The following is a 21,298-nucleotide window of genomic DNA, read 5'->3' as shown; positions in this document are numbered from 1 at the left end:
GATGCGCCAACAGCGAAATCCGGCAGGCCGGCGAATGATGAGTGCGGCATTGCTCAAACCCCGGCCAGCAGCTCCGCGGGCGCGGACTTACAATATCGGCTAATCCAGAGGCGCTCAATATGTCGTTTTCCCCAAGCATTGCAGGGTTATCCGAAGCTCTAGCGGAGTTTTCCAACGCTCTTGTCACCTCGCCGCCAGGCGCATTTGCGCGGCTCGGCAGCGCATTTCTGACGCGCCTGCCCGCCGCGCCGCTCGGCGCGCCGTACATGGTCGGGTTCTCCGCGGAGACCGCCGCGCTGCTCGGCATGGAGCCGGGTCTTCAGAACGATCCTGGCTTCGCCGAACTGTTCACCGGCAACGCCACACGTGAGTGGCCGGCCGACGCGCTGCCTTATGCGTCGGTGTACTCGGGCCATCAGTTCGGCGTGTGGGCGGGCCAGCTCGGCGACGGCCGCGCGCTGGTTCTCGGCGAAATCGAACATGACGGGCAACGCTTCGAGCTGCAGCTCAAGGGCGCGGGACGTACACCCTATTCGCGCATGGGCGATGGCCGCGCGGTGTTGCGCTCGTCGATTCGCGAGTATCTGTGTTCGGAAGCGATGTATCACCTCGGCATCCCGACCACCCGCGCGCTGTGCGTGATCGGCTCCGATCAGCCGGTGCGGCGCGAGACGGTCGAAACCGCCGCGGTGGTCACGCGCGTGGCGCCGAGCTTCGTGCGCTTCGGCCACTTCGAGCACTTCTATTCGAACGATCGCACCGACGCGCTGCGCGCGCTCGCCGATCACGTGATCGAGCGTTTCTATCCGCATTGCCGCGACGCCGACGACCCGTATCTCGCGCTGCTCAACGAAGCGGTGCTGTCCACCGCCGACCTGATGGTCGAGTGGCAGGCGGTCGGCTTCTGTCACGGCGTGATGAATACCGACAACATGTCGATCCTGGGTCTGACGATCGACTACGGCCCATTCGGTTTCATGGACGGCTTCGATGCCGGCTACATCTGCAACCACTCCGATTCGCAAGGCCGATACGCGTACCGGATGCAGCCGCAGATCGCCTACTGGAATCTGTTCTGTCTCGCCCAAGGGTTGTTGCCCTTGCTCGGCGCACAGCATGACGAAAGCGTGCGCGGCGACAAGGCGATCGAAGACGCGCAGCGCGTGCTCGGCGGCTTCAAGGAGCGTTTCGCGCCGGCGCTGGAGCGGCGCATGCGCGCGAAGCTCGGCCTCGACAGCGAGCGCGACGGCGACGACGCGCTGGTCAATCGCCTGCTCGAAGTGATGCACGCGAACCGCGCCGATTTCACGCTGACCTTCCGCAATCTGGCGCGCCTGTCGAAACACGACGCGAGCGGTGACGCGCCGGTGCGCGACCTGTTTCTCGATCGCGCCGCGTTCGATGCGTGGGCGAACGACTATCGCGCGCGCCTGTCCGAAGAAACACGCGACGACGCCGCGCGCGCCATTGCAATGAACCGTGTGAACCCCAAATTCGTACTTCGCAATCACCTGGCGGAAACGGCGATCCGCCGCGCGAAAGAGAAGGATTTCTCCGAAGTGCAGCGTCTGGCGGCAGTGCTGCGCCGCCCGTTCGACGAACAGCCCGAGCACGAGGCCTATGCGGGGCTGCCGCCGGACTGGGCGAGCTCGCTGGAAGTGAGCTGCTCGTCGTGACGCGCCGCCAGGCGCCAGAATCCGCCTGACTACGCCTGATTCCGTGTGATGAGCCGAAGCCGCCTGACTCCGCCCGAAGCCACGATGCAGCCTGAACGAAGGCCGCAGGAAAGCCGACTGAAGGCCGACCAACGGCCGACCGAAGGCCGGCTCAAGCCCACCCACTGAGCAGCCCTCAAAACAAGCCCGAGACAGGAACCCGACCATGAACCAGCCCGACGACCTCAACACCGACGCGCCCGCCGTGCAGAAAGACGACGCCGAGTGGCGCAAGCAGCTCTCCGACATCGAATACCAGGTGACGCGCCACGCGGCGACCGAGCGCCCGTTCACGGGTCGCTATCACGATCACTGGGAGCGCGGCATCTACGACTGCGTGTGCTGCGGCACGCCGCTATTCGAATCGGACACCAAGTTCGACGCCGGTTGCGGCTGGCCGAGCTACTTCAAGCCGATCAACGGCGAAGTGATCGCGGAGAAAACCGACCGCTCGCACGGCATGCTGCGCATCGAAGTGCAATGCAAGAACTGCGGCGCGCATCTGGGCCACGTGTTCGAAGACGGCCCCGCGCCGACCGGTCTGCGCTACTGCATCAATTCGGCTGCGTTACAATTCGAGCCCAGGTAACGCAGCGCGGAGTCCGGCGCGTAGCCGGCCGGCGTCCGAGATCGGGGTCCGCCGGCCGCGACGCTCGTCACCCGGTTCGCGGGCTTGCCGTCCTGGCGCGGCAAGCCCGCTGCGCACGGCCCGGCACGCCGTCTGTCAACCGCCGCGGCGGGTTCGCGCGGCTTGCACACCACCGGGCGCTTCGCACCGCGCCCCTCACCCTTCGACTCACTCTCCGAATACCCGACCAGATAATGAAATTCCTGTTCGATCTGTTCCCGATCATCCTGTTCTTCGTCGCCTTCAAGATCTGGGGCATTTTCACGGCGACGGCAGTGGCGATCGTCGCCACGCTGGTGCAGATCGCGTGGGTGGCCTTCCGCCACCGCAAGGTCGACCCTATGCTGTGGGTGAGCCTCGGCGTCGTCACCGTGTTCGGCGGCGCAACGCTCGTGCTGCACAACGACACGTTCATCAAGTGGAAGCCGACCGTGCTGTACTGGGCGTTTTCCGTCGCGCTGATCGTCTCACAACTGGCCTTCAACAAGAACCTGATCGAAGCGATGATGGGCAAGCAGATCACGCTGCCGCACGCGATCTGGGGCAAGCTGAACCTCCTCTGGGCAGTGTTCTTTGTGCTGCTCGGGCTCGTCAACCTGTTCGTCGCGTACCACTACACGACCGACCAATGGGTCAATTTCAAGCTATTCGGCGCGACCGGCTGCCTGCTGGTCTTCATCGTCGGACAGAGTTTGTGGCTGTCGAAATACATGAAGGAAGAATGACATGAGCGATGTTTTCATGCACGCCACCACCGCCGAGCGCGCCGCGCTGATCGAAGCGCGCCTGACCGCCGCGCTCGCGCCGGTCGCGTCGATCAGCATCACCGACGACAGCGCGCAGCACGCGGGCCACGCCGGCGCCCTAGCCGGCGGTCATTTCAGTGTCACGATCGTGGCGGCCGCATTTGCCGGCCAGGCCCGCGTGGCGCGGCATCGCATGGTGTATGATGCGCTGGCCGATGCCATGCAGCGCGGCATTCATGCCCTTGCAATCACGGCGTATACGCCCGAAGAATTCGCTTTGTTGCCCCGCTAGGAACTTCCGATGACCTTGAAGAAAACCCGCCTTTGGGTATTGCTGGCTGCGTTTGCGGCCGCACCTGCATTTGCACAGAACATCGCTGTCGTGAACGGCACGCCGATTCCGAAAGCGCGCGCCGATGCGCTGATCGAACAACTGGTTCACCAGGGCCAGCAAAATACGCCGCAACTGCAAATGGCCGTGCGCGAAGAGCTGGTGAATCGCGAAATCCTGATGCAGGAAGCGCTGCGCCGCGGCCTGCCGAATCGTCCGGATATCAAGGCGCAAGTCGCCGTTGCCCAACAAACCGTCGTGCTGCGCGCGCTGATCGAAGACTTCGTGAAGAACAACGCGCCGAGCGACGCCGAAGTCACCGCGCGCTACAACGCGCTGATCAAGGACGCGGGCGGCAAGGAATATCACCTGCACCACATCCTGGTCGACAACGAACAGCAGGCGAAGGACCTGATCGCGAAGATCAAGGCCGGCGCGAGCTTCGAAGACCTCGCCAGGCAATACTCGAAGGACCCGGGATCGGGCAAGAACGGCGGCGACCTGGACTGGTCGGACCCGAAGGCCTACGTGCCTGAATTCGCGACTGCGGCCACGCAACTGCAGAAAGGCCAGATGACCGACACGCCGGTGCACACGCAATTCGGCTGGCACATCATCCGTGTCGACGACGTGCGCAACACGACGCCGCCGCCGCTGGAGCAGGTGCGCCCGCAGATCGTGCAGCAGATCCAGCAGGAAAAGCTGCAGGCGTTCGAAGAAGGTCTGCGCAAGAACGCGAAGATTCAGTAAGCGGGTTGTTGAGTTACCGCTTCGCTTGAAAGCAGAAAAGCCGCCCGTGGGCGGCTTTTTTATTGCTGCGGGTTTTTGTGACTGCGGGATTTTCGCGTTGCGCGAAGCGCGTGAGGCGCGGTGCGAAGCGCGACAGGCTTCACACACTGCGAAGCGCGGCGTGAAGCGTAAGCCGCGCAAAAGGCAAAACCGCCGCCCGACGCGGCAGCTTCGCCCTTGATCAACCCAACGAGCGGCGTGCGTTCTGGAACGCGCGCATCCACGGGCTTGCGTCCGTGCTGCCCTCGCCCCAGCCTTGCGGGTGCCAGCTCATCTGCACCGCGCGATGCACGCGCTCGGTGTGCGGCATCAGCACCGTGAAGCGGCCATCGGCCGTCGTGACCGACGTGATGCCTTCCGGCGAACCGTTCGGGTTGAACGGATACTGCTCGGTCGCCTCGCCACGGTGATCGACATAACGCATCGCCACCGCCACCTTCGACGCATCGCCTTGCTGCGAGAAGTCCGCGTAGCCTTCGCCGTGCGCGACCGCCACCGGAATACGCGAGCCTTCCATGCCGGCGAAGAAGATCGACGGTGACGCCTGCACTTCGACCAGCGAGAAGCGCGCTTCGAATTTCTCCGACTTGTTGCGCGTGAACTTCGGCCAGGCTTCGGCGCCCGGGATCATCGACGCGAGGCTGCTCATCATCTGGCAGCCGTTACAGATGCCGAGCGCGAACGTGTCTGCGCGGCCGAAGAACGCGGCGAACATGTCGGCCAGTTGCGCGTTGAAGCGGATCGCCTTCGCCCAGCCTTCACCGGCGCCGAGCGTATCGCCGTACGAGAAGCCGCCGCACGCCACCGCGCCGGCGAATTCCGCCAGGTTCGCGCGGCCTGCGAGCAGATCGCTCATGTGCACGTCGTGCGCGTCGAAACCGGCGCGGTCGAACGCGTAGGCGGTTTCGAGGTGCGAATTCACGCCCTGCTCGCGCAGGATCGCGACACGCGGACGCGCGCTCTTGCCGATGAACGGCGCCGCGACGTCTTCAGCCGGATCGAAGCTCAGCACCGGCGTGATGCCCGGATCGGCGGCGTCCAGCAGTGCGTCGTATTCGGCGTCGGCGCAAGCCGGGTTGTCGCGCAAACGCGCGATACGCCAGCTCACTTCACTCCACGTGCGATGCAGTTCGGTACGCGGCGCGTCGTAGATCTTCTTCGCGTCGCGATAGATTTCGATCGTGTCGCGCTCGTTGAGCTTGCCGATCACATGCGAGCACGCCGACAGCCCATGCTCGCGCAACGCGACCAGCACCGCGTCGCGGTCGGCCGCGCGCACCTGGATCACCGCGCCGAGCTCTTCGTTGAAGAGCGCGCGAATCGTGCGGTCTTCGCGACGTCCGCTGGTCTGCTTCGCCCAGTCTTTCGCGTCGCCGTAATCGGATTCGTGATGCGGATCGAGCACCAGCATGTCGACATTCAGCGACACGCCGACGTGACCCGCAAACGCCATTTCGCAGACCGTCGCCCACAGGCCGCCGTCCGAACGGTCGTGATAAGCGAGCAGCTTGCCGTCGTTGTTCAGCGCCTGGATTGCGTTGAAGAAGCGCTTCAGGTCTTCCGGATCGTCGATGTCGGGCACCGTGTCGCCGACTTGCTGCGTGACTTGCGCGAGGATACTGCCGCCCAGACGATGCTTGCCGCGGCCGAGGTCGATCGCGATCAGCACGGAGTCGCCCACGCCATCCGTTCCGTTCACGCGGCGCAGTTGCGGCGTGAGGTGCTTGCGCACGTCTTCGACCGGCGCGAACGCCGAGATGATCAGCGAAACCGGCGCGACCACTTCCTTCGCGACGCCACGGTCTTGCCACTTGGTGCGCATCGACAGCGAATCCTTGCCGACCGGAATGCTGATGCCGAGCGCCGGGCACAGCTCCATGCCGATCGCCTTGACCGTGTCGTAGAGCGCTGCGTCTTCACCTGCCGCGCCGCACGCGGCCATCCAGTTCGCCGAAAGCTTGAGCTTGTCGAGCGAAGCAATGGGGGCCGCCGCGATGTTCGTGACCGCCTCGCCGACCGCCATGCGGCCCGATGCCGGCGCGTTGATGACGGCGAGCGGCGTGCGCTCGGCCATCGTCATTGCTTCGCCGCGGAAGCCCGCGTAGTCCATCGTCGTGATCGCGACGTCGGCCACCGGCACTTGCCACGGACCGACCATCTGGTCGCGCGCGGTCGTGCCGCCCACCGAGCGGTCGCCGATCGTAATCAGGAACGACTTGCTCGCAACCGTCGGATGACGCAGCACGCTGGCTGCGACGTCCGCCAACGCGATGCCGGTGACATCCACCGGCTCGAGCTTCTGCTCGACGCGCCTGACGTCGCGATGCATGCGCGGCGCCTTGCCGAGCAGCACTTCCATCGGCATGTCGACCGGCTGATGCGCGGCGTCGTCTTTCAGTTCGGCGTCGATCAGCTTCAGTTGACGCTCGGCGGTAGCCGTGCCGATCACCGCGAACGGGCAGCGCTCGCGCTCGCACATCGCTTCGAAGGCTGGCAGATCGGCCGGCGCGATCGCCAGCACATAGCGCTCTTGCGCTTCGTTCGACCAGATTTCACGCGGCGACAAACCGCTTTCTTCGAGCTGGATCTTGCGCAGTTCGAACAGCGCGCCCTTGCCCGCGCCGTCCACCACTTCGGGGAACGCGTTCGACAGACCGCCCGCGCCGACGTCGTGAATGCTCAGAATCGGGTTCTTGTCGCCGAGTTGCCAGCACGCGTTGATGACTTCCTGCGCACGGCGTTCGATTTCCGGGTTACCGCGCTGCACCGAGTCGAAATCGAGCTCGGCGGTGTTGGTGCCGGTCGCCATCGAGCTCGCGGCGCCGCCGCCCATGCCGATGCGCATGCCCGGGCCGCCGATCTGGATCAGCAGCGAGCCTTCCGGCAGATCGTGCTTGTGCGTGTGCTGGTCCGAGATATTGCCGATGCCGCCGGCGATCATGATCGGCTTGTGATAGCCGCGCACCAGGCCCGCGACGTTCTGCTCATAAGCGCGGAAGTAACCGCCCAGATTCGGCCGGCCGAATTCGTTGTTGAACGCGGCGCCGCCGAGCGGGCCGTCGATCATGATCTGCAGTGGCGACGCGATGCGGTCGGGACGGCCGTACGCTTCGTGCTGGTCGGCCGGATTGCGGTGCGCGAGCGGCTGCGCGGCGTCGCGCGCGTTTTCCCATGCTTCGACGCCGTCCGGCAATTCCAGGTTCGACACCGTGAAGCCCGCCAGCCCCGCCTTCGGACGCGCGCCACGGCCGGTCGCGCCTTCGTCGCGGATCTCACCGCCCGCGCCGGTCGCGGCGCCCGGGAACGGCGAAATCGCGGTCGGGTGATTGTGCGTCTCCACCTTCATCAGCGTGTGCGTGAGTTCGACGCTGCGGCGATAGTGTTCCGGCAGTTCGCTTGCGCCAAGGTCAGCCGGCGTGCGCGGGAACCAGCGCTCGGCCACGCCGCCCGCCATGATCGCCGAGTTGTCCGAATACGCGACGATCGTGCCTTGCGGGTTCAGCTTCTCGGTGTTGCGGATCATGTTGAACAGCGAGATGTCCTGCTTCTCGCCGTCGATGGTCCAGTCCGCGTTGAAAATCTTGTGGCGGCAGTGCTCGCTGTTGGCCTGCGCGAACATCATCAGTTCGACGTCGGTGGGGTTGCGGCCGAGCTTCGTGAACGCGTCGACCAGGTAGTCGATTTCGTCGTCGGCGAGCGCGAGGCCCAGCTCCGTGTTCGCCGCTTCCAGCGCGCCACGGCCGTGGCCGAGCACGTCGACGGTTTGCAGCGGCTTGGCCGGCAGTTCGTCGAACAGATGCAGCGCATGGTCGCGCGACGGCGCAACGCTTTCGGTCATGCGGTCGTGCAGCGCCACGGCAACGGCCGCGCGGGCTTCGTCGGAGAGCACTTTCTTGCCGCCCAGCAGGCCGCTTTTCAGCGCGACCGTGTACTCGACGCCGCGCTCGATGCGGCGCACCTGGGTGAGGCCGCACAGATGGGCGATGTCGGTTGCCTTGCTGGCCCACGGCGACACCGTGCCGAACCGCGGCACCACGAGGAAGGTCTCGGCCGCGCCGCGCTCCTTGCTGTCTTCGAGCGGATCGCCGTAGTGCATCAGCGCCTCGACCTTTGCGGTGTCTTCAGCGGAGAGCGGGGTGTGGGCGTTGACGAAGTGCAGATATTGCCCGCGCACGCCGGTGATATTCGGGTCGATGTGCGTAAGCGTTTCGAGCAGGCGGGTTTGACGGAAATCGGAGAGGGCCGAAGCGCCGGGGAAACACGAGAAGTGGGCCATGGACTTGACGTTGCGTCGCTCAGTGATGCCGAAAAGTCGCGCATGCAGGCGACGTGAGGCGGAAAGGAAGTCCGGGATTATACCCCGGGAACAGGCTTCCAGCGGGCCTGGCGGTGCGCTTTCGGTCCGCGCGCGGGCGCCGCTGCGGGATGCCGACCGCGTGGCCGCGTCGGCGGTTTGACTGCTATCATTCGGCCTTTCATCAGATCGGCGCGAGCCGCCCGAGCCATGCCGGGTCGCGCGCCGCATGCCACGCTCAACGGGAATGCGCCGCTTCGGCGTCCCGTCGGCAATTCGAATCAAAACATGGATGTCATCGTCATTGGCGGCGGGATCGCGGGCGTCGCCACCGCTTATCATCTGCGCGCGGCCGGCCACCGGGTATGTGTCGTCGAGCGCCACGCGACCGTCGCGCAGGGCGCGACCTACGGGCACGGCGGCACCGTGCTGCCGACCCCGCTCGATGTCTGGTTCGGCCCGACCTTCATGGCGAGCCGTCAAAACGCCAAAAACGGCGTGATCAGCAAAACCGGCTTCAACGGGCTGGCGCGTCAGTTCGTCAAGCAACTCGCCACGTTGCAAGAGCCGGAGGCATTCAATCGCCAGTATGGCCGGTTGCGTCCGCTGATCGAGGCGTCGCGCGACACGCTGGCCGACATGGAAACGCGTTTCGGGCTCGAATTCGAACAGGCGAGCGGACTGCTTTACCTGGCGCGCGCCGGGCACGAATGGGAACAGACCCAGGCCGCGCTCGAACTGCTGCGTCAGTATGAAGTCCCGCATCACGTGCTGACGCCGGACGAATGCGCCGCGTACGAGCATTCGGTGCGCACCGAGCCGGAATTCGCCGGCGGCGTGCTGTTCGACCAGGAACGCACGGCCAACTGTCCGCTGTTCACCAAACTCATCAAGCAGACCCTCGATACGCAAGGCGGCGTGCGGTTCATGCTGGGTTGCGAAGTCTCGGCGATCCGCCTCGAAGGCCAGCGCGCCTCCGTCGAACTGGCGCCGCGCCCCGGCACGGCCCCCCGTTCGCGTGAAGTCGACGTGATCCACGCCGACGCGGTGGTGGTGGCCGCCGGTCACGGCAGCCTGGCGCTGCTCGAACGCCTCGGCTTGCGGCTGCCGCTGCATCCGCTGCGGCTGCACACGCTGGTCGCGCCGATCGCGCATGAGGAATGCGCGCCGCACGTGGCGATCGTCGACGCGGTCAAGCGGATCGGCATCAGCCGGATGAACCATCGGCTGCGAATCGCCGGCGGCGCGGTGCTGCAAAGCGCCGGCCAGATCGACAAGCCGTTGGGCGAAGCCGTGACGAAGGAGGCGCTGGCACTGCTCGGCCAGGCGACGCACGACTGGATTCCGGGCGCCGCGCGAATCTCCGCCGCGCTGCCGTGGGAAGGCGTCAAGCTGCTGTCACCGGACGGCTTGCCGGTGATCGGCAACGCGCTGCACCCGCGTCTGTTCGTCAACGCCGGCCATGGCCCGGCGGGCTGGGGCCTCGCCTGCGGAGCGGGCAAACTGGTCGCCGACCTGCTGTCGGGCCAGCCGCCGGGTCTGCCCGACGACACGCTGGCCGCGTTGCGCGCGGACCGTTTCCAGTAAATTCCCTGCAATGACGGGCCCGCTCGCGAGCGGGTCGAAAGCCGGACCGAAAGAGCCGCGCGCGGCGCACATATCGGCACTAACATAGCGATTCCCAAGTTTTTTCTCGCCTCACGGCAGACTAACCGCCAGGCCTCGCCATGACAGACGCCGAAAACACGCTGCCACCGACGCTCATCAACCCGCACCAGCGCGCGCTGCCCTTGCTGACGCTGACCGATCTGCGGATCGCGGAGTCGCAGGCCGCGGCGGCGTTGCCACGGCACACGCTGATGGCGCGCGCCGGCCAGTCGGCCGCGAGCTTCCTGCACGAGCAGATCACCCGCGACACGTCGATCGCGAAATCAAAGCAGCGCGTGTGGCTGATTGCCGGCCCCGGCAACAACGGCGGCGACGCGTTGATCCTCGCGACCGAGCTGCACAAAACCGGCATTGCCGTGGAACTGTGCATGCCGGTCGAAGTGAAACCGGACGACGCCCGCTGGGCGCTCGACACGGCCCGCGCCGCGGGCGTGCCGATCACCACGGCGCCGCCGGCCTCGCTGGACGGCTATCGCTGGCTGGTGGACGGCATGTTCGGCATCGGCCTGACACGTCCGCTCGACGGCGTTTTCGCCACCGTCGCCCGGCAGTTGTCGCAACGCGCGAAAGCACGGCCCAGGAAGGGCGGCGTGCTCGCGCTCGACGTCCCCAGCGGCCTCGACAGCGATACCGGCACGATCGTCGGCGATAGCGAAGGCGCCGCCGCCGTCCACGCGACCCACACGATCACCTTCATCGGCGCGAAGCCGGGCCTGTTCACCGCGCAAGGCCGCGACCTGGCCGGCGCCGTGACGCTCGCGCCGATCGGTGTCGACTGCAGCCAGCGCACGACCGTGCAACTGAACGCGCCCGAGCTGTTCGGCGCGTTCCTGCCGCCGCGCGACTTTGCGACCAACAAGGGCAGCTTCGGCAGTCTCGCGGTGGTCGGCGGCGACACCGGCATGTGCGGCGCACCGATCCTCGCGGCGCGCGCAGCGCTCTACTGCGGCGCGGGCAAGGTGCACGCCGCGCTGCTGGGCGCGGGCGCCCCGCCCTACGATCCGCCGCATCCCGAACTGATGCTGCATGCGCTCGACGATCTACCGCTCGACAAGATGGACGCGCTCGCGGTCGGCTGCGGGATGGGACATAGCGAACGCGCCACGCGTGTACTGCACGATGTGCTGCAACTCGACGTGCCGAAGCTGTTCGATGCGGACGCGCTGAACCTGATCGCGAAAGACCCCGCGCTCGCCGCCGAACTCACCGCGCGCGGCGTGCAAGGCGACCCGTGCATCCTCACGCCCCATCCGCTCGAAGCCGCGCGCCTCGTCGGCAGCGACGCGCCGGGCGTGCAACGCGACCGGCTCGGCGCAGCCCGCGCGCTGGCCGCGCGCTTCGCCAGCGTGGTGGTGCTCAAAGGCTCCGGCACGATCATCGCCGCCCCGGACGGCCGCCTCGCGATCAATCCGACCGGCAACGCCGCACTGGCAACGGGCGGTACCGGCGACGTGCTCGGCGGCATCATCGGCGCGCTGCTCGCACAACATTTGCCGCGCTACGAGGCGGCCTTGGCGGGCGTCTACCTGCACGGCCTCGCCGCCGACACGCTGAGCGCGCAAGGCCACGGCCCGGCCGGCCTGACCGCGGGCGAACTCGCACCGATGGTGCGAACCTTGCTCAACCGCCTGTTCTATCCGGCAGCGGACGCATGAAGCACGCCATCCCAACTTTTGCGCGCGCAAGCCAAACCCATTCAGCCTGTCACGCAACGCCGCTATACTGAGTAACTGCGGCGCCCGTCGAACCCGGCCGCGCGGTATCGCTCTAACAGCATCGTTGCATCATCCTCGGCAGCGCTTCACGCGCGCGCCTTTCTTCGTGCCCCTTGGTTAGACGGACGCTATGACCCAGAACTCGCTCCCCTCCTGGTCCTCGCTGCAAACGCATTACGAGAAGATTCGCGATGCGCATATGCGCGACTGGTTCGCGCCCGAGAACGATCCCGCCCCTACCCGCGCCGAGCGCTTCGCGTTCGCGGGCGGCGGTCTCGCGGCCGATTTCTCGAAGCACCGTATCACCGACGAAACCCTGCAACTGCTCGTAAAGCTCGCGCGCGAAGCCGGCGTCGAGAAGCGCCGCGACGCGATGTTCGCGGGCGACGTGGTCAACCCGACCGAAGGCCGCGCCGCGTTGCACACCGCATTGCGCGCCACCGATCCGAAAGCGCCGTTCTTCGCCGAGGTCCAGGCCGAGCGCGCGAAGATGGCCGCGTTCGCCGACCAGGTGCGCAGCGGCGCCTGGACCGGCTACACCGGCAAGCGGATCCGCTATGTCGTGAACATCGGCATCGGCGGCTCGGACCTCGGGCCGAAGATGGTCGTGCACGCGCTGCATCATCTGGCCGCGCCGGAGATCACCACGCACTTCGTGTCGAACGTCGACGGCGCCGACCTGTACAACGTGATGCAGCAGATCGATCCCGAAGAGACGCTCGCGATCATCGTCTCGAAGACCTTCACCACGCTCGAAACCATGACCAACGCGCGCTCGCTGCGCGACTGGTTCATCGACAAAGGCTGCCCGGAAAGCGCGCTCGCGAAGCACTTCGTCGGCGTGTCGGCGAATTCCACGGAAGTGGTCAGGTTCGGCATCGCGAAAGAGAACGTGTTCGAGATGTGGGACTGGGTCGGCGGCCGCTATTCGCTGTGGTCGGCGGTGGGTCTGTCGATCATGATCGCGATCGGCCCGCAGCAGTTCGGCGAATTGCTCGCCGGCGCCAACGAAATGGACCAGCATTTCCGCGACGCGCCGCTCGAAAAGAACCTGCCGGTGCTGCTCGGCATGATCGGCATCTGGTATCGCAACTTCTTCAGCTCGCAAAGCTATCTGGTCGCGCCGTATTCGGAAGCGCTGCATTTCCTGCCGTCGTATCTGCAACAGCTCGAGATGGAGAGCAACGGCAAGTCCGCGCGGCTCGACGGCGCGATGGTCGACTATCCGACTTCCGCCGTGACGTGGGGCGAACCGGGCACGAACGGCCAGCATGCGTTCTTCCAGATGCTTCATCAAGGTCCGACGATCGTCCCGATCGACTTCATCGCCGTGTTGACGCCGGAACATCCGCTCGTCAGTCATCATCCGAAGCTGCTCGCCAACTGCTTTGCGCAAAGCGAGGCGCTGATGCTGGGCCGCACGCTCGAAGAAGCGAAGAAAGTAGCCGGCCCGGACAAGCCGGAGCTCGCGCCGCATCTGGTGTTTCCGGGCAACCGTCCGACCGCCACGCTGCTCGTCGACGCGCTCACCGCGCGCTCGCTCGGTGCGTTGATCGCGTTGTACGAGCACAAGGTGCTGGTGCAGGCGTCGGTGTGGAACATCAATCCGTTCGATCAATGGGGCGTCGAGCTGGGCAAGATTCTCGGCAAGGTGGTCGAGGCCGATTTGACCGCGGCGAGCGTCGATGAGAAGAAACATGACTCGTCGACGTCGGCGTTGATCGCGCGGGCGCGCGCTGCGTTGAAGCGGTGAGTTGGGGCGGCGCTTAGTTGGGTGGCTCGTTGGGTGAGTCGTTGAGCGCGCGCTTGAGCGCATGGCTCCCCGCGATGCGTGTTACCGCGTACTGCTGTATGGCGCTCAACTGCTCACCATGAGGCGCAATGAAAAAAGCGGGCCGTCGCGGCCCGCTTTGCTTTTGTATCGACGCTCACGGATCACCGCGCGCGAGCGGCCTGTTCACGCGAGCCGTCCCGCGTCGATCGTCACGGTCGTGTCGCAGCGACGCGCCAGCTCGATGTCATGCGTGACGAGAATCAGCGTGGCGCCGTTCGCGCGGTTCATCTCGAACATCAGATCGATCACCGCATGGCCGGTGGCCGCATCGAGACTGCCGGTCGGCTCGTCGGCGAACAGAATGGCCGGATGCGTGACGAACGCCCGCGCCAACGCGACGCGCTGCTGCTCGCCACCCGACAGCAGCTTGGGATAATGACCGATGCGCTGCCCGAGTCCGACCTGCTCCAGCAGACGGCGCGCACGCGCCGCGGCCTCGCGTGTGCCGATGCCGCCCTGCAGTTCGAGCGGCAACGTGACGTTTTCGAGCGCCGTCAAATGCGGCATCAATTGAAACGACTGGAACACGAAGCCGACCGAGCCGCTGCGCAATGCGGCCCGTTCGTCTTCGTTCAGTTCGGTAAGCTCGCGGCCAAGCAGCCGAACCGAGCCCGAGCTGGCGCTGTCCAACCCTGCGAGCAAGCCGAGCAGCGTAGACTTGCCCGACCCGGATGCGCCGACGATCGCCACACTGCTGCCGGCAGCGATAGCAAGATCGATGTCGTCGAGAATCGTCAGTTCGCCCGCCGCATCCTTAACCTTCTTGCACAAACCCCGCACTTCAATGACTGGATCAGTTTTGTTTAGCATGGTGAAGCGTAGGTTGAACGTGCTCGCCATAGCCCCTCGCGCCACCGCGCTGACTACAGCATTCGGCTCGGCCGTGGCCGCCGCCGCCCTGTTTTCGATACCCTTGCCGGCTCACGCCGCCAACGCGCCGGAACCCACGCGACCGGTGATCGTCGTGCTCGGCGACAGCATCTCCGCCGAGTATGGTCTGCCCCGCGACACGGGCTGGGTTGCATTGATGCGCCAGCGTCTGTCCGACGAGCGAATCGATTATAGCGTCGCTAATGCGAGCATCAGTGGCGACACCACGAGCGGCGGGCGGGCTCGCTTGCCGGCGCTGATGCAGCGTCTGAAGCCGAGCATCGTGATCGTCGAGCTCGGCGCCAACGACGCGTTGCGCGGCGTGCCGCTCGCCACCACCGAAGACAACCTGCGTACGATCATCGAGCAGGCCCAGCAGGGTCATGCGAAGGTCGTACTGGTGGGCATGTATGTCCCACCCAATTACGGCCTGGACTACACGCAAAAGTTCCACGGCCTGTACGGCGAACTGTCGAAGCAATTGCACGTGCCGTTAGTGCCGTTCCTGCTCGCGGGCATCGCGGATAAGCCGGAGATGTTCCAGGCGGATCAGATTCATCCGACACAGCAGGCACAGCCAGTGCTACTCAACAATGTGTGGCCCGCTGTTAAGCCACTCCTTCGCACAAGTTCGCCGCACTGAAAAGCTTGCTAACAACTTGTTTCTAGAACTTTGGGAACACGGATCGGCAAGGGTCGCTCAGACATTTTCGCATCCCGTGTAACCCGGCTCGATTCTGAGCGCTTCTGAGGAGATAACGTGAAATACTTACCGTTAATCGCTTTCGCCGTGGCAATCTCTGCCGGCGCCGCTCAACCGCCTGCTGGCGTTCAATCCGTCGGTCAAAGCCAGCAACCGCCGAAGGCCGTTGCAAGCTGCATTGCGCAGAAATGGGCAGACGGCTCGCAGCAACAGGTCGTGTCGCAAAACACGCTGGCTAACGATCAAGCCATGGATGTCTATGTCCCGGGTCAGCAGCCGCCTAATGGCGCAGCCGCTGTGGTGCGCCCGTCGTACACCGGCAAGGGTACGTGGGTCGGCTTCCGAACGAATGGCGCTGCGGGCAGCGACGCCACCCGTGCGATCAGTGGCTGCCTGTAACGCGCCGCGGCACACTCTCTGACAGGTGGTGAGCGTCACACAAAAAGCCCCGCAAGTGCGGGGCTTTTTGTGTTTGCGCGCATGGGTCTGCGCGCAACGTGCTGGTTCTGCTTGAGGCTTATTCGCCGTTCGCCTGCGCGTTGCCGCTGTCGAGCGAGCCGTAGAACTTCACCTTCGAGCGCTCACGCAGCGCTTCGACATACGCCTCTGCTTCGGACTGCGCATCGACTTGCGCAATCTGCTGCTGAGCGGCAGCCAGACGCTGCGGATCGATCGCCGCACCCGCCACCACCGCATTCACGCGATAGATCGCGTAACCGTCATCGCCGAGGTCCACACCGACGTAGGCCGGCAATTTTTGCGCATCCGCTTTGTAGATTACGCTCAATGCAGCCGGCGGCACGCCCTGCGCGTCGTTGCGCGACACCTTCAACGGCGACGAGAAACCGGTCGTGGCCTTCGACTTTTCGAGCTCGGCCAGCTTCGCCACACCGTCCTTGTGCGCGGCTTCGTTCGACTGAGCCGCGATCACCTTCTGACGCACCGCGTCCTTGATTGCGTCGAACGCCGGCACGGCCGCGGCCTTGTAGTCGGTAACGTGCGCCGCGATCAGCGTGTTGCCGCCGACGTCGATGGCCTGCGTGTTGTTGCGCGCCACCGCAGCGTCGTTCGCGAACACGGCGGCCAGGAACTTCGCATTGTTCAGCGGGCTGTCAGGCGGCAGCTGCGGATTCGGCTGTGGCGTCACCGTAGCGGTCTGCAATTGCAGCTTGTACTTGTCGGCGGCCGGCTGCAGGCTCTTCGCCTTTTCGTAGACGATCGACGTGAAACCTTCCGAACCGTCGCTGAATGCCTTGCTCGCCAACTGCATCTTCAGGTCTTTCGCGATCTGATCTTTCACTTCGTCGAACGGCTTGGTGACCGCCGGCTTCACGTCCGTTACCTTGACGATGTGAAAGCCGAAGTCGGTCTGCACGATGCCGCTGACTTCGCCCTTCTTCAGCGCGAACACGGCGTCGTCGAACGCCTGGCCGCCCGCGATCATGCCGCGGCCGAAGTAACCCAGATCGCCACCCTTCGACGCCGAACCCGGGTCCTGCGAATTCGCCTGCGCGAGCTGCGCGAACTGGTCCGGATGCGCGTTGATCTGAGCGAGCAACGCTTCAGCCTTCTGTTTCGCCTTGGCCTTGTCGGCCGCGCTCGCGTCTTTCGGCGCCGAGATCAGAATGTGGCTCGCACGCACTTCACCTTCGGTGCGGTAGTGCGCGATGTTGTCGTCGTAGTACTTTTTCAGGTCCGCGTCGCTCGGCTGGACGGACGCGCCCAAGGTTGCCGGCGACATCACGAGGTACTGGATCGTCGCGGTGGCCGGCGTCGCGAATTCGTTGCGATGCGCATCGTAATACGTCTGCAGTTGCGCGTCGGTCGGCTGCACCTTCGCCGCGTAGTCGCGCGGATGGAACGCAATGCCCTGCACCTCACGCTGCTGCTCGGCAAGCTCGGTCAGATGCTGCGCGAGCGTCTTCGACGTGAAGGTGCTGCCTTGAATGCTCGCCGGCAACTGCTGCATGGCGAGGCCGTAGCGCACACGTTCGTCGTACTGGTCGGGCGTCATGCCCTGCATCGCGAGCAGCTGCTTGTAACGGTCGACGTCGATCGAGCCGTCGGGATTCTTCAGCGACGAGATCACCGGATCGTTGAGCAGCACACGGCGCACCGCGTCGTCGGATGCGGTCAGATGCAGGCGCTGCGTTTCATCGGCCAGCACGCGCTGCTCGATCAGACCGTCGAGCATTGCGCGACGGCGCTCCGGCGTATCGAACGCCTTCATGTCGAACTGCGCGCCAAGCATCTGACGGGCGCGGTCGAGTTGCTGACGTATTGCGTCGTCATACTCTGCGCGAGTGATCTTGTGACCGTTGACGCTCGCGACGTTTGCACTTTCGTCAAAGAAGCCGCGGAAGCCTTGAATACCCACAAAACCCAACCCCGGCACAATGACGAGGATGAGCATGAACATCATCAGGCGTTTGTGATTGCGGAAAAAATCGAGCATGCGTGAGGAGTGCCAAAAACAGAACGCCCGATCTTACAACAGCGGGCAACAAAAAAGGCGAACCGGAGTTCGCCTTTCGTGGATACTGGCGGAGTGGACGGGACTCGAACCCGCGACCCCCGGCGTGACAGGCCGGTATTCTAACCGACTGAACTACCACTCCTTATACTGCGCTACTGCACTGAAACACTGTGCCGAATCTGAAACCGGTGGGTGCTGAGGGGTTGCAAGACAGCCCGCCAAGCCTTTTGGGATAAGGCCCCCACATAATTCGATCCAGCAGATACAACGGAAAATACAACGAGCCAAGATTCTGCCTCAAATGTGTCCATGTCGCAACAGAAATCTAAGGTGCGACGCTGGGCAAAGGTCACTTCTGCAAACGTCCGGATTGGGCTGCATCTGTTGCAGCGAACGCCTTCGCCTTCTGATGGCAGAGTTGTAATCGTCTTACGTCTCTCTGCGCCACATATTCCAGGCAGATGCCCCTCAAACGAAACAAGCCGCGCAAGTCCGAACCCGGACACCGCTGACAAAAGCTCTGCTTGTACCTATGGATCGGAGGGCCGCAAGCGAACAGTCACTGGCCCTTTATCTTGCGCTGGTCGCGTGTCGCGATGGGCACGGTGACGGCCACCCTGTCAATGCACTTATGCGCGCCGTGTACGTGGACTGGTATTTGCATCAGCGAAGAAACGACGCAGATCCAGAGATGTGCTTGCCGATGTCAAGTAAGGGAGTTTCAAGGGCAAGCAGAGGCGAACGCGGCCCCAAGCCGCGTTCGGAACGCGCTAGCGTAGCAACGCTTTAATAATAATGTCAGCAAGCTTGATGCCGTCACTGGGGGTGCAGAAATAGAACATCGATCTTGCTGCAAAGTGCGGCACCTGGCCCAGGTGGCCTCAGGTCCCGACCGGACGGACCGACAGCGCGTTCTTGACGGAGACTACTCCCGGTACGCCCTTCGCCACCTCAGTTGCCCGGTCGCTTTGTGCCTGAAGCGGGACACTGCCTTGCAACGTGACGGCGCCATCGCGAGCACGGATGGTGACATTGGACATGGCGATGCCTCTATCCTTTACCAACGCCGAGCGAACCTGACGCTGTAGAGCGCGGTTCGCTGCTTTGAGCGACTTGTAATGCTGCCGCGCGCCGGCCGTTGTGCTTGCGGGTGCGGCAGGGGCAGCAGGGGCAGCGTCGCTTGCCTGAGCGTAGGCATTGATCGAACCCAAAATGAGAAGTGCAGTACCTGCCAGTTTGATTGCGTGCATTGCCTTCATGCATTTTCTCCTGTTATCACAGTTGTCAAAGGTCCCAAGTAGGGGACGCAGCACTACCCCACCAAAATCTTTCCCAGTGATTCATATAGAACGATATTGCGAATAATGCGTTGGGTCAGGCAAAAATCCAAACGCAAGCTACCGTCAAACACCGGTCAAAATCTGGATGCGTCCAGGTAACGCTACTCCAATTCCTGCAGGGATGACTGCATGCGAATCACAAATTGATGTGTTCACGCAACGCCACGCAAGTAGGCTTGCATGTTGTGCCACTTTGGAGTTGGAATGCAAGCGATACGGCCTGACTTGGCGCGTTTGTGGTGCAGTCATACCAGTGAGATATTTGCGCGTCCACTGAAGTAGGTGCATCGGGCGACACGCGTATTACGACTCGTGCGCCACGGCCATCAAAACGAAGGGCAATCCCGCGGCCACCTCCAAACGAAGTCCTGCGACAATTATGTCGCATCAATCAAGACGCCGTGTTTAGGAGATTTTGCGGAAACTGGTTCGATAGCTGTTTGGCGAGACGCCGAGCCGCCGCGTGAAGACCAGCCGCATACGGTCGGCTGTTCCGAAGCCGCAGTCGTAGGCAACTGCCTTGAGTGGCTTATCGCTGCTTTCGAGGGCGTTACGCGCCGCATCGACCCGGGCTCGTTCGACGAACTCATGGGGCGTCATGCCGGCAAGTCCCACAAACGTACGCGCAAAGTTTCGTTCGCTCATGCTCGCCACCTCCGCAAGCTTTCCGACAGACAGCGGCGCGCCGACATGCTCCATCACGTAGGCCTGTACTCTCGAGACCGGCGATGTTTCGTCCACCGGCGCGCTGAGATATGGACTAAACTGCGACTGTCCACCTCGGCGCTGCGCAAACACGACAAGCCGTTTTGCCACAGCAAGCGACACCTGTGGACCATGGTCCTCGGCAACTAGCGCAAGTGCGACGTCAATGCCTGCCGTCACGCCGGCCGACGTAACGAGCCGTTCGTCGCGGATATAGATGCGATCGAGTTCCACCTTTGCGCGCGGAAACTGCTGCGCGAGTTGCGGCGCGTTCTGCCAGTGTGTCGTCACATGGCGCTCATCGAGCAAACCCGCGTGACCTAACGCAAACGAGCCCGTGCAGATCGATCCATAGCGTTCGCACTTCGCGGCCACATGGATCAACCAGCCGAGAAGACTCGCGTCAGGCGCTTCGACGGGGAGCCCCGGGCCGCCCGCGACGAGTGCGGTGTCGTAACGTTCACGGGCATCCTCGCAAGAGAGGTCAGCGAAAAGCCGTGTGCCGTTTGAAGCGCGCACGGCACCTGCCTCGCTGCTCACAAGGGTAATTTTGTATGCGTCCTTTGACGGGACGAAGTTGTTGGTCTCGGCGAACACATCAACGGGGCCGGCGACGTCGAGCGCCTGGACACCCGGAAAGATCCCGATTGCGACGCTTCGCATAGGCCCCCCTGACAGTCTGGAAGATAACGCGTGTTGCCGTTGCGTGGCAGAAGACACCGTTCGCCTGGCTGATTTCGACGCACCCTTTTGATTGCCGACACCTTCGCGCGTGGGCAAACTCGAGTCGTCCAGGCAGTTCCTTGACATCTGAAATCAGCAGGACTGAATTGTAGCAAAAGGCTCACCGGTCGCAGCCGGCCGGTCGTCCAGCCCAGCGACGCGGGAACATCGTCATTCGTCAGCTTTATTGAAGGACCTGGACACCGACGCCGCGTGCGCAATGAATGGATTCAGTCATAACCCGGCAATTCGATGAAAGCTACCGTCTTTGCGTCTGATCCTTGGGCCAGCGTCCTCGAACACCTCCAGGAGGCCACCTCATTGGATCGAGAGGCGAGCAAGTGGACAGGGTCGCGACTCACCCAGTTTTTGTGCGAGGCGACCAGGCCAGACTACCGCTGGCATACATCAGCCCGTCCAGAAGCAAGGATTGGAGGGAGCGATTGCCAGCTACGGCGCGGGCTTAAAGTAGTTGAGCGAACCGACGAGCGAGATGTCGTAATCTCGTGGGAAGATCCGACGCGCGGTCGATTAGGGGATCAGCGCTGGCGACTCGGTACAGCATCGGCCAGTGGTGTATGCGCAATTAGCGGCAAGCCAATCAAGCGGGGAGATTGCGTATTCAAACCGATGCGCAACACATCAAGATTTCCTGATCTCGGAGACATGATCCTTGCGGCAGCTGTCGATAGCGTCTATGAATACAAGCCAGCGACGAACCCCCAGCGGGCTGCGTGACACAAGGTATGTCAGCCAGCACG

The 21,298-nt window shown here is 64.0% G+C and carries 16 protein-coding genes and 1 tRNA gene; 11 read left to right on the top strand and 6 right to left on the bottom strand.

Features of this window, described 5'->3' with window-relative positions; translation table 11 throughout:
- Positions 1–119: 119 nt before the first annotated feature.
- The 5 genes from HV744_RS04520 (at position 120) to HV744_RS04500 (ending at position 4,170) form a co-directional block, all read left to right on the top strand.
- Positions 120–1,676: a protein adenylyltransferase SelO gene (locus HV744_RS04520; RefSeq protein ID WP_175148345.1), complete on the top strand. Its 1,557-nt coding sequence runs from the start codon at positions 120–122 to the stop codon at positions 1,674–1,676.
- 205 nt (positions 1,677–1,881) lie between these two features.
- Positions 1,882–2,304 (top strand): peptide-methionine (R)-S-oxide reductase MsrB, encoded by a 423-nt coding sequence (gene msrB / locus HV744_RS04515; RefSeq protein ID WP_175148344.1) that lies wholly within the window; start codon positions 1,882–1,884, stop codon positions 2,302–2,304.
- 233 nt (positions 2,305–2,537) lie between these two features.
- Positions 2,538–3,068, top strand: coding sequence for a septation protein A (locus HV744_RS04510; RefSeq protein ID WP_175148343.1), 531 nt, complete (start codon positions 2,538–2,540; stop codon positions 3,066–3,068).
- 1 nt (position 3,069) lies between these two features.
- On the top strand, positions 3,070–3,381 hold the full coding sequence (locus tag HV744_RS04505; RefSeq protein WP_175148342.1) for a BolA family protein: 312 nt from the start codon (positions 3,070–3,072) through the stop codon (positions 3,379–3,381).
- 9 nt (positions 3,382–3,390) lie between these two features.
- Positions 3,391–4,170 carry a peptidylprolyl isomerase gene (locus HV744_RS04500; protein WP_175148341.1) on the top strand — a complete coding sequence of 260 codons (780 nt, stop codon included), beginning with the start codon at positions 3,391–3,393 and terminating at the stop codon, positions 4,168–4,170.
- Between the two features lie 220 nt (positions 4,171–4,390).
- Here HV744_RS04500 and purL read toward each other — a convergent pair whose 3' ends face one another.
- The gene (gene purL / locus HV744_RS04495) at positions 4,391–8,485 is read right to left on the bottom strand and encodes a phosphoribosylformylglycinamidine synthase (RefSeq protein WP_175148340.1); all 4,095 of its coding nucleotides are present in this window, start codon (positions 8,483–8,485) and stop codon (positions 4,391–4,393) included.
- Between the two features lie 306 nt (positions 8,486–8,791).
- On the opposite strand from purL, the gene HV744_RS04490 reads away from it, so the two are divergent.
- From HV744_RS04490 to pgi, 3 genes are all read left to right on the top strand, one after another.
- On the top strand, positions 8,792–10,090 hold the full coding sequence (locus HV744_RS04490) for an NAD(P)/FAD-dependent oxidoreductase (protein WP_175148339.1): 1,299 nt from the start codon (positions 8,792–8,794) through the stop codon (positions 10,088–10,090).
- 140 nt (positions 10,091–10,230) lie between these two features.
- Complete coding sequence (locus tag HV744_RS04485) at positions 10,231–11,826, top strand: NAD(P)H-hydrate dehydratase (protein WP_175148338.1); 1,596 nt, start codon at positions 10,231–10,233, stop codon at positions 11,824–11,826.
- Positions 11,827–12,016: 190 nt separating this feature from the next.
- Positions 12,017–13,639: a glucose-6-phosphate isomerase gene (gene pgi, locus HV744_RS04480; RefSeq protein WP_175148337.1), complete on the top strand. Its 1,623-nt coding sequence runs from the start codon at positions 12,017–12,019 to the stop codon at positions 13,637–13,639.
- A gap of 204 nt (positions 13,640–13,843) precedes the next feature.
- Here pgi and HV744_RS04475 read toward each other — a convergent pair whose 3' ends face one another.
- Positions 13,844–14,530: an ABC transporter ATP-binding protein gene (locus HV744_RS04475; protein WP_175148336.1), complete on the bottom strand. Its 687-nt coding sequence runs from the start codon at positions 14,528–14,530 to the stop codon at positions 13,844–13,846.
- Here HV744_RS04475 and HV744_RS04470 point away from each other — a divergent pair.
- Entirely contained in the window at positions 14,529–15,233 is a 705-nt protein-coding gene (locus HV744_RS04470) for an arylesterase (RefSeq protein ID WP_175148335.1), read from the top strand. The genes HV744_RS04475 and HV744_RS04470 overlap by 2 nt on opposite strands.
- A 117-nt stretch (positions 15,234–15,350) precedes the next feature.
- Positions 15,351–15,692, top strand: a complete 342-nt coding sequence (locus HV744_RS04465; protein WP_175148334.1) for a hypothetical protein — start codon at positions 15,351–15,353, stop codon at positions 15,690–15,692.
- Between the two features lie 118 nt (positions 15,693–15,810).
- Here the strand turns inward: HV744_RS04465 and HV744_RS04460 are convergent, their stop codons facing one another.
- The 4 genes from HV744_RS04460 to HV744_RS04445 all read right to left on the bottom strand — a co-directional run bounded on the left by HV744_RS04460 (position 15,811) and on the right by HV744_RS04445 (position 20,477).
- A complete protein-coding gene (locus HV744_RS04460) occupies positions 15,811–17,748 on the bottom strand; it encodes a SurA N-terminal domain-containing protein (RefSeq protein WP_175148333.1) in 1,938 nt (645 codons plus the stop codon).
- Between the two features lie 86 nt (positions 17,749–17,834).
- A tRNA-Asp gene (locus HV744_RS04455) sits at positions 17,835–17,911 on the bottom strand.
- Positions 17,912–18,650: 739 nt separating this feature from the next.
- Positions 18,651–19,028: a BON domain-containing protein gene (locus HV744_RS04450; protein WP_175148332.1), complete on the bottom strand. Its 378-nt coding sequence runs from the start codon at positions 19,026–19,028 to the stop codon at positions 18,651–18,653.
- A gap of 486 nt (positions 19,029–19,514) precedes the next feature.
- Positions 19,515–20,477, bottom strand: a complete 963-nt coding sequence (locus HV744_RS04445) for a GlxA family transcriptional regulator (protein ID WP_175148331.1) — start codon at positions 20,475–20,477, stop codon at positions 19,515–19,517.
- A 312-nt stretch (positions 20,478–20,789) separates the two neighbouring features.
- On the opposite strand from HV744_RS04445, the gene HV744_RS38400 reads away from it, so the two are divergent.
- The gene (locus HV744_RS38400; protein ID WP_175148330.1) at positions 20,790–21,275 is read left to right on the top strand and encodes a DUF3331 domain-containing protein; all 486 of its coding nucleotides are present in this window, start codon (positions 20,790–20,792) and stop codon (positions 21,273–21,275) included.
- Positions 21,276–21,298: the final 23 nt, after the last annotated feature.

Origin of the sequence: Paraburkholderia ultramafica, from assembly GCF_902859915.1 — a bacterium.
GTDB classification, from domain to species: Bacteria; Pseudomonadota; Gammaproteobacteria; order Burkholderiales; family Burkholderiaceae; genus Paraburkholderia; species Paraburkholderia ultramafica.
The sequence above is the reverse complement of the archived record's forward strand: the minus strand, read 5'-3'. Positions and strand labels throughout refer to the sequence as shown.

Coding starts and splice junctions, on each gene's coding strand:
- HV744_RS04520 (WP_175148345.1), top strand. CDS start 120: ATGTCGTTTTCCCCAAGCATTGCAGGGTTATCCGAAGCTCTAGCGGAG.
- msrB (WP_175148344.1), top strand. CDS start 1,882: ATGAACCAGCCCGACGACCTCAACACCGACGCGCCCGCCGTGCAGAAA.
- HV744_RS04510 (WP_175148343.1), top strand. CDS start 2,538: ATGAAATTCCTGTTCGATCTGTTCCCGATCATCCTGTTCTTCGTCGCC.
- HV744_RS04505 (WP_175148342.1), top strand. CDS start 3,070: ATGAGCGATGTTTTCATGCACGCCACCACCGCCGAGCGCGCCGCGCTG.
- HV744_RS04500 (WP_175148341.1), top strand. CDS start 3,391: ATGACCTTGAAGAAAACCCGCCTTTGGGTATTGCTGGCTGCGTTTGCG.
- purL (WP_175148340.1), bottom strand. CDS start 8,485: ATGGCCCACTTCTCGTGTTTCCCCGGCGCTTCGGCCCTCTCCGATTTC.
- HV744_RS04490 (WP_175148339.1), top strand. CDS start 8,792: ATGGATGTCATCGTCATTGGCGGCGGGATCGCGGGCGTCGCCACCGCT.
- HV744_RS04485 (WP_175148338.1), top strand. CDS start 10,231: ATGACAGACGCCGAAAACACGCTGCCACCGACGCTCATCAACCCGCAC.
- pgi (WP_175148337.1), top strand. CDS start 12,017: ATGACCCAGAACTCGCTCCCCTCCTGGTCCTCGCTGCAAACGCATTAC.
- HV744_RS04470 (WP_175148335.1), top strand. CDS start 14,529: ATGGTGAAGCGTAGGTTGAACGTGCTCGCCATAGCCCCTCGCGCCACC.
- HV744_RS04475 (WP_175148336.1), bottom strand. CDS start 14,530: ATGCTAAACAAAACTGATCCAGTCATTGAAGTGCGGGGTTTGTGCAAG.
- HV744_RS04460 (WP_175148333.1), bottom strand. CDS start 17,748: ATGCTCGATTTTTTCCGCAATCACAAACGCCTGATGATGTTCATGCTC.
- HV744_RS04450 (WP_175148332.1), bottom strand. CDS start 19,028: ATGAAGGCAATGCACGCAATCAAACTGGCAGGTACTGCACTTCTCATT.
- HV744_RS04445 (WP_175148331.1), bottom strand. CDS start 20,477: ATGCGAAGCGTCGCAATCGGGATCTTTCCGGGTGTCCAGGCGCTCGAC.
- HV744_RS38400 (WP_175148330.1), top strand. CDS start 20,790: ATGAAAGCTACCGTCTTTGCGTCTGATCCTTGGGCCAGCGTCCTCGAA.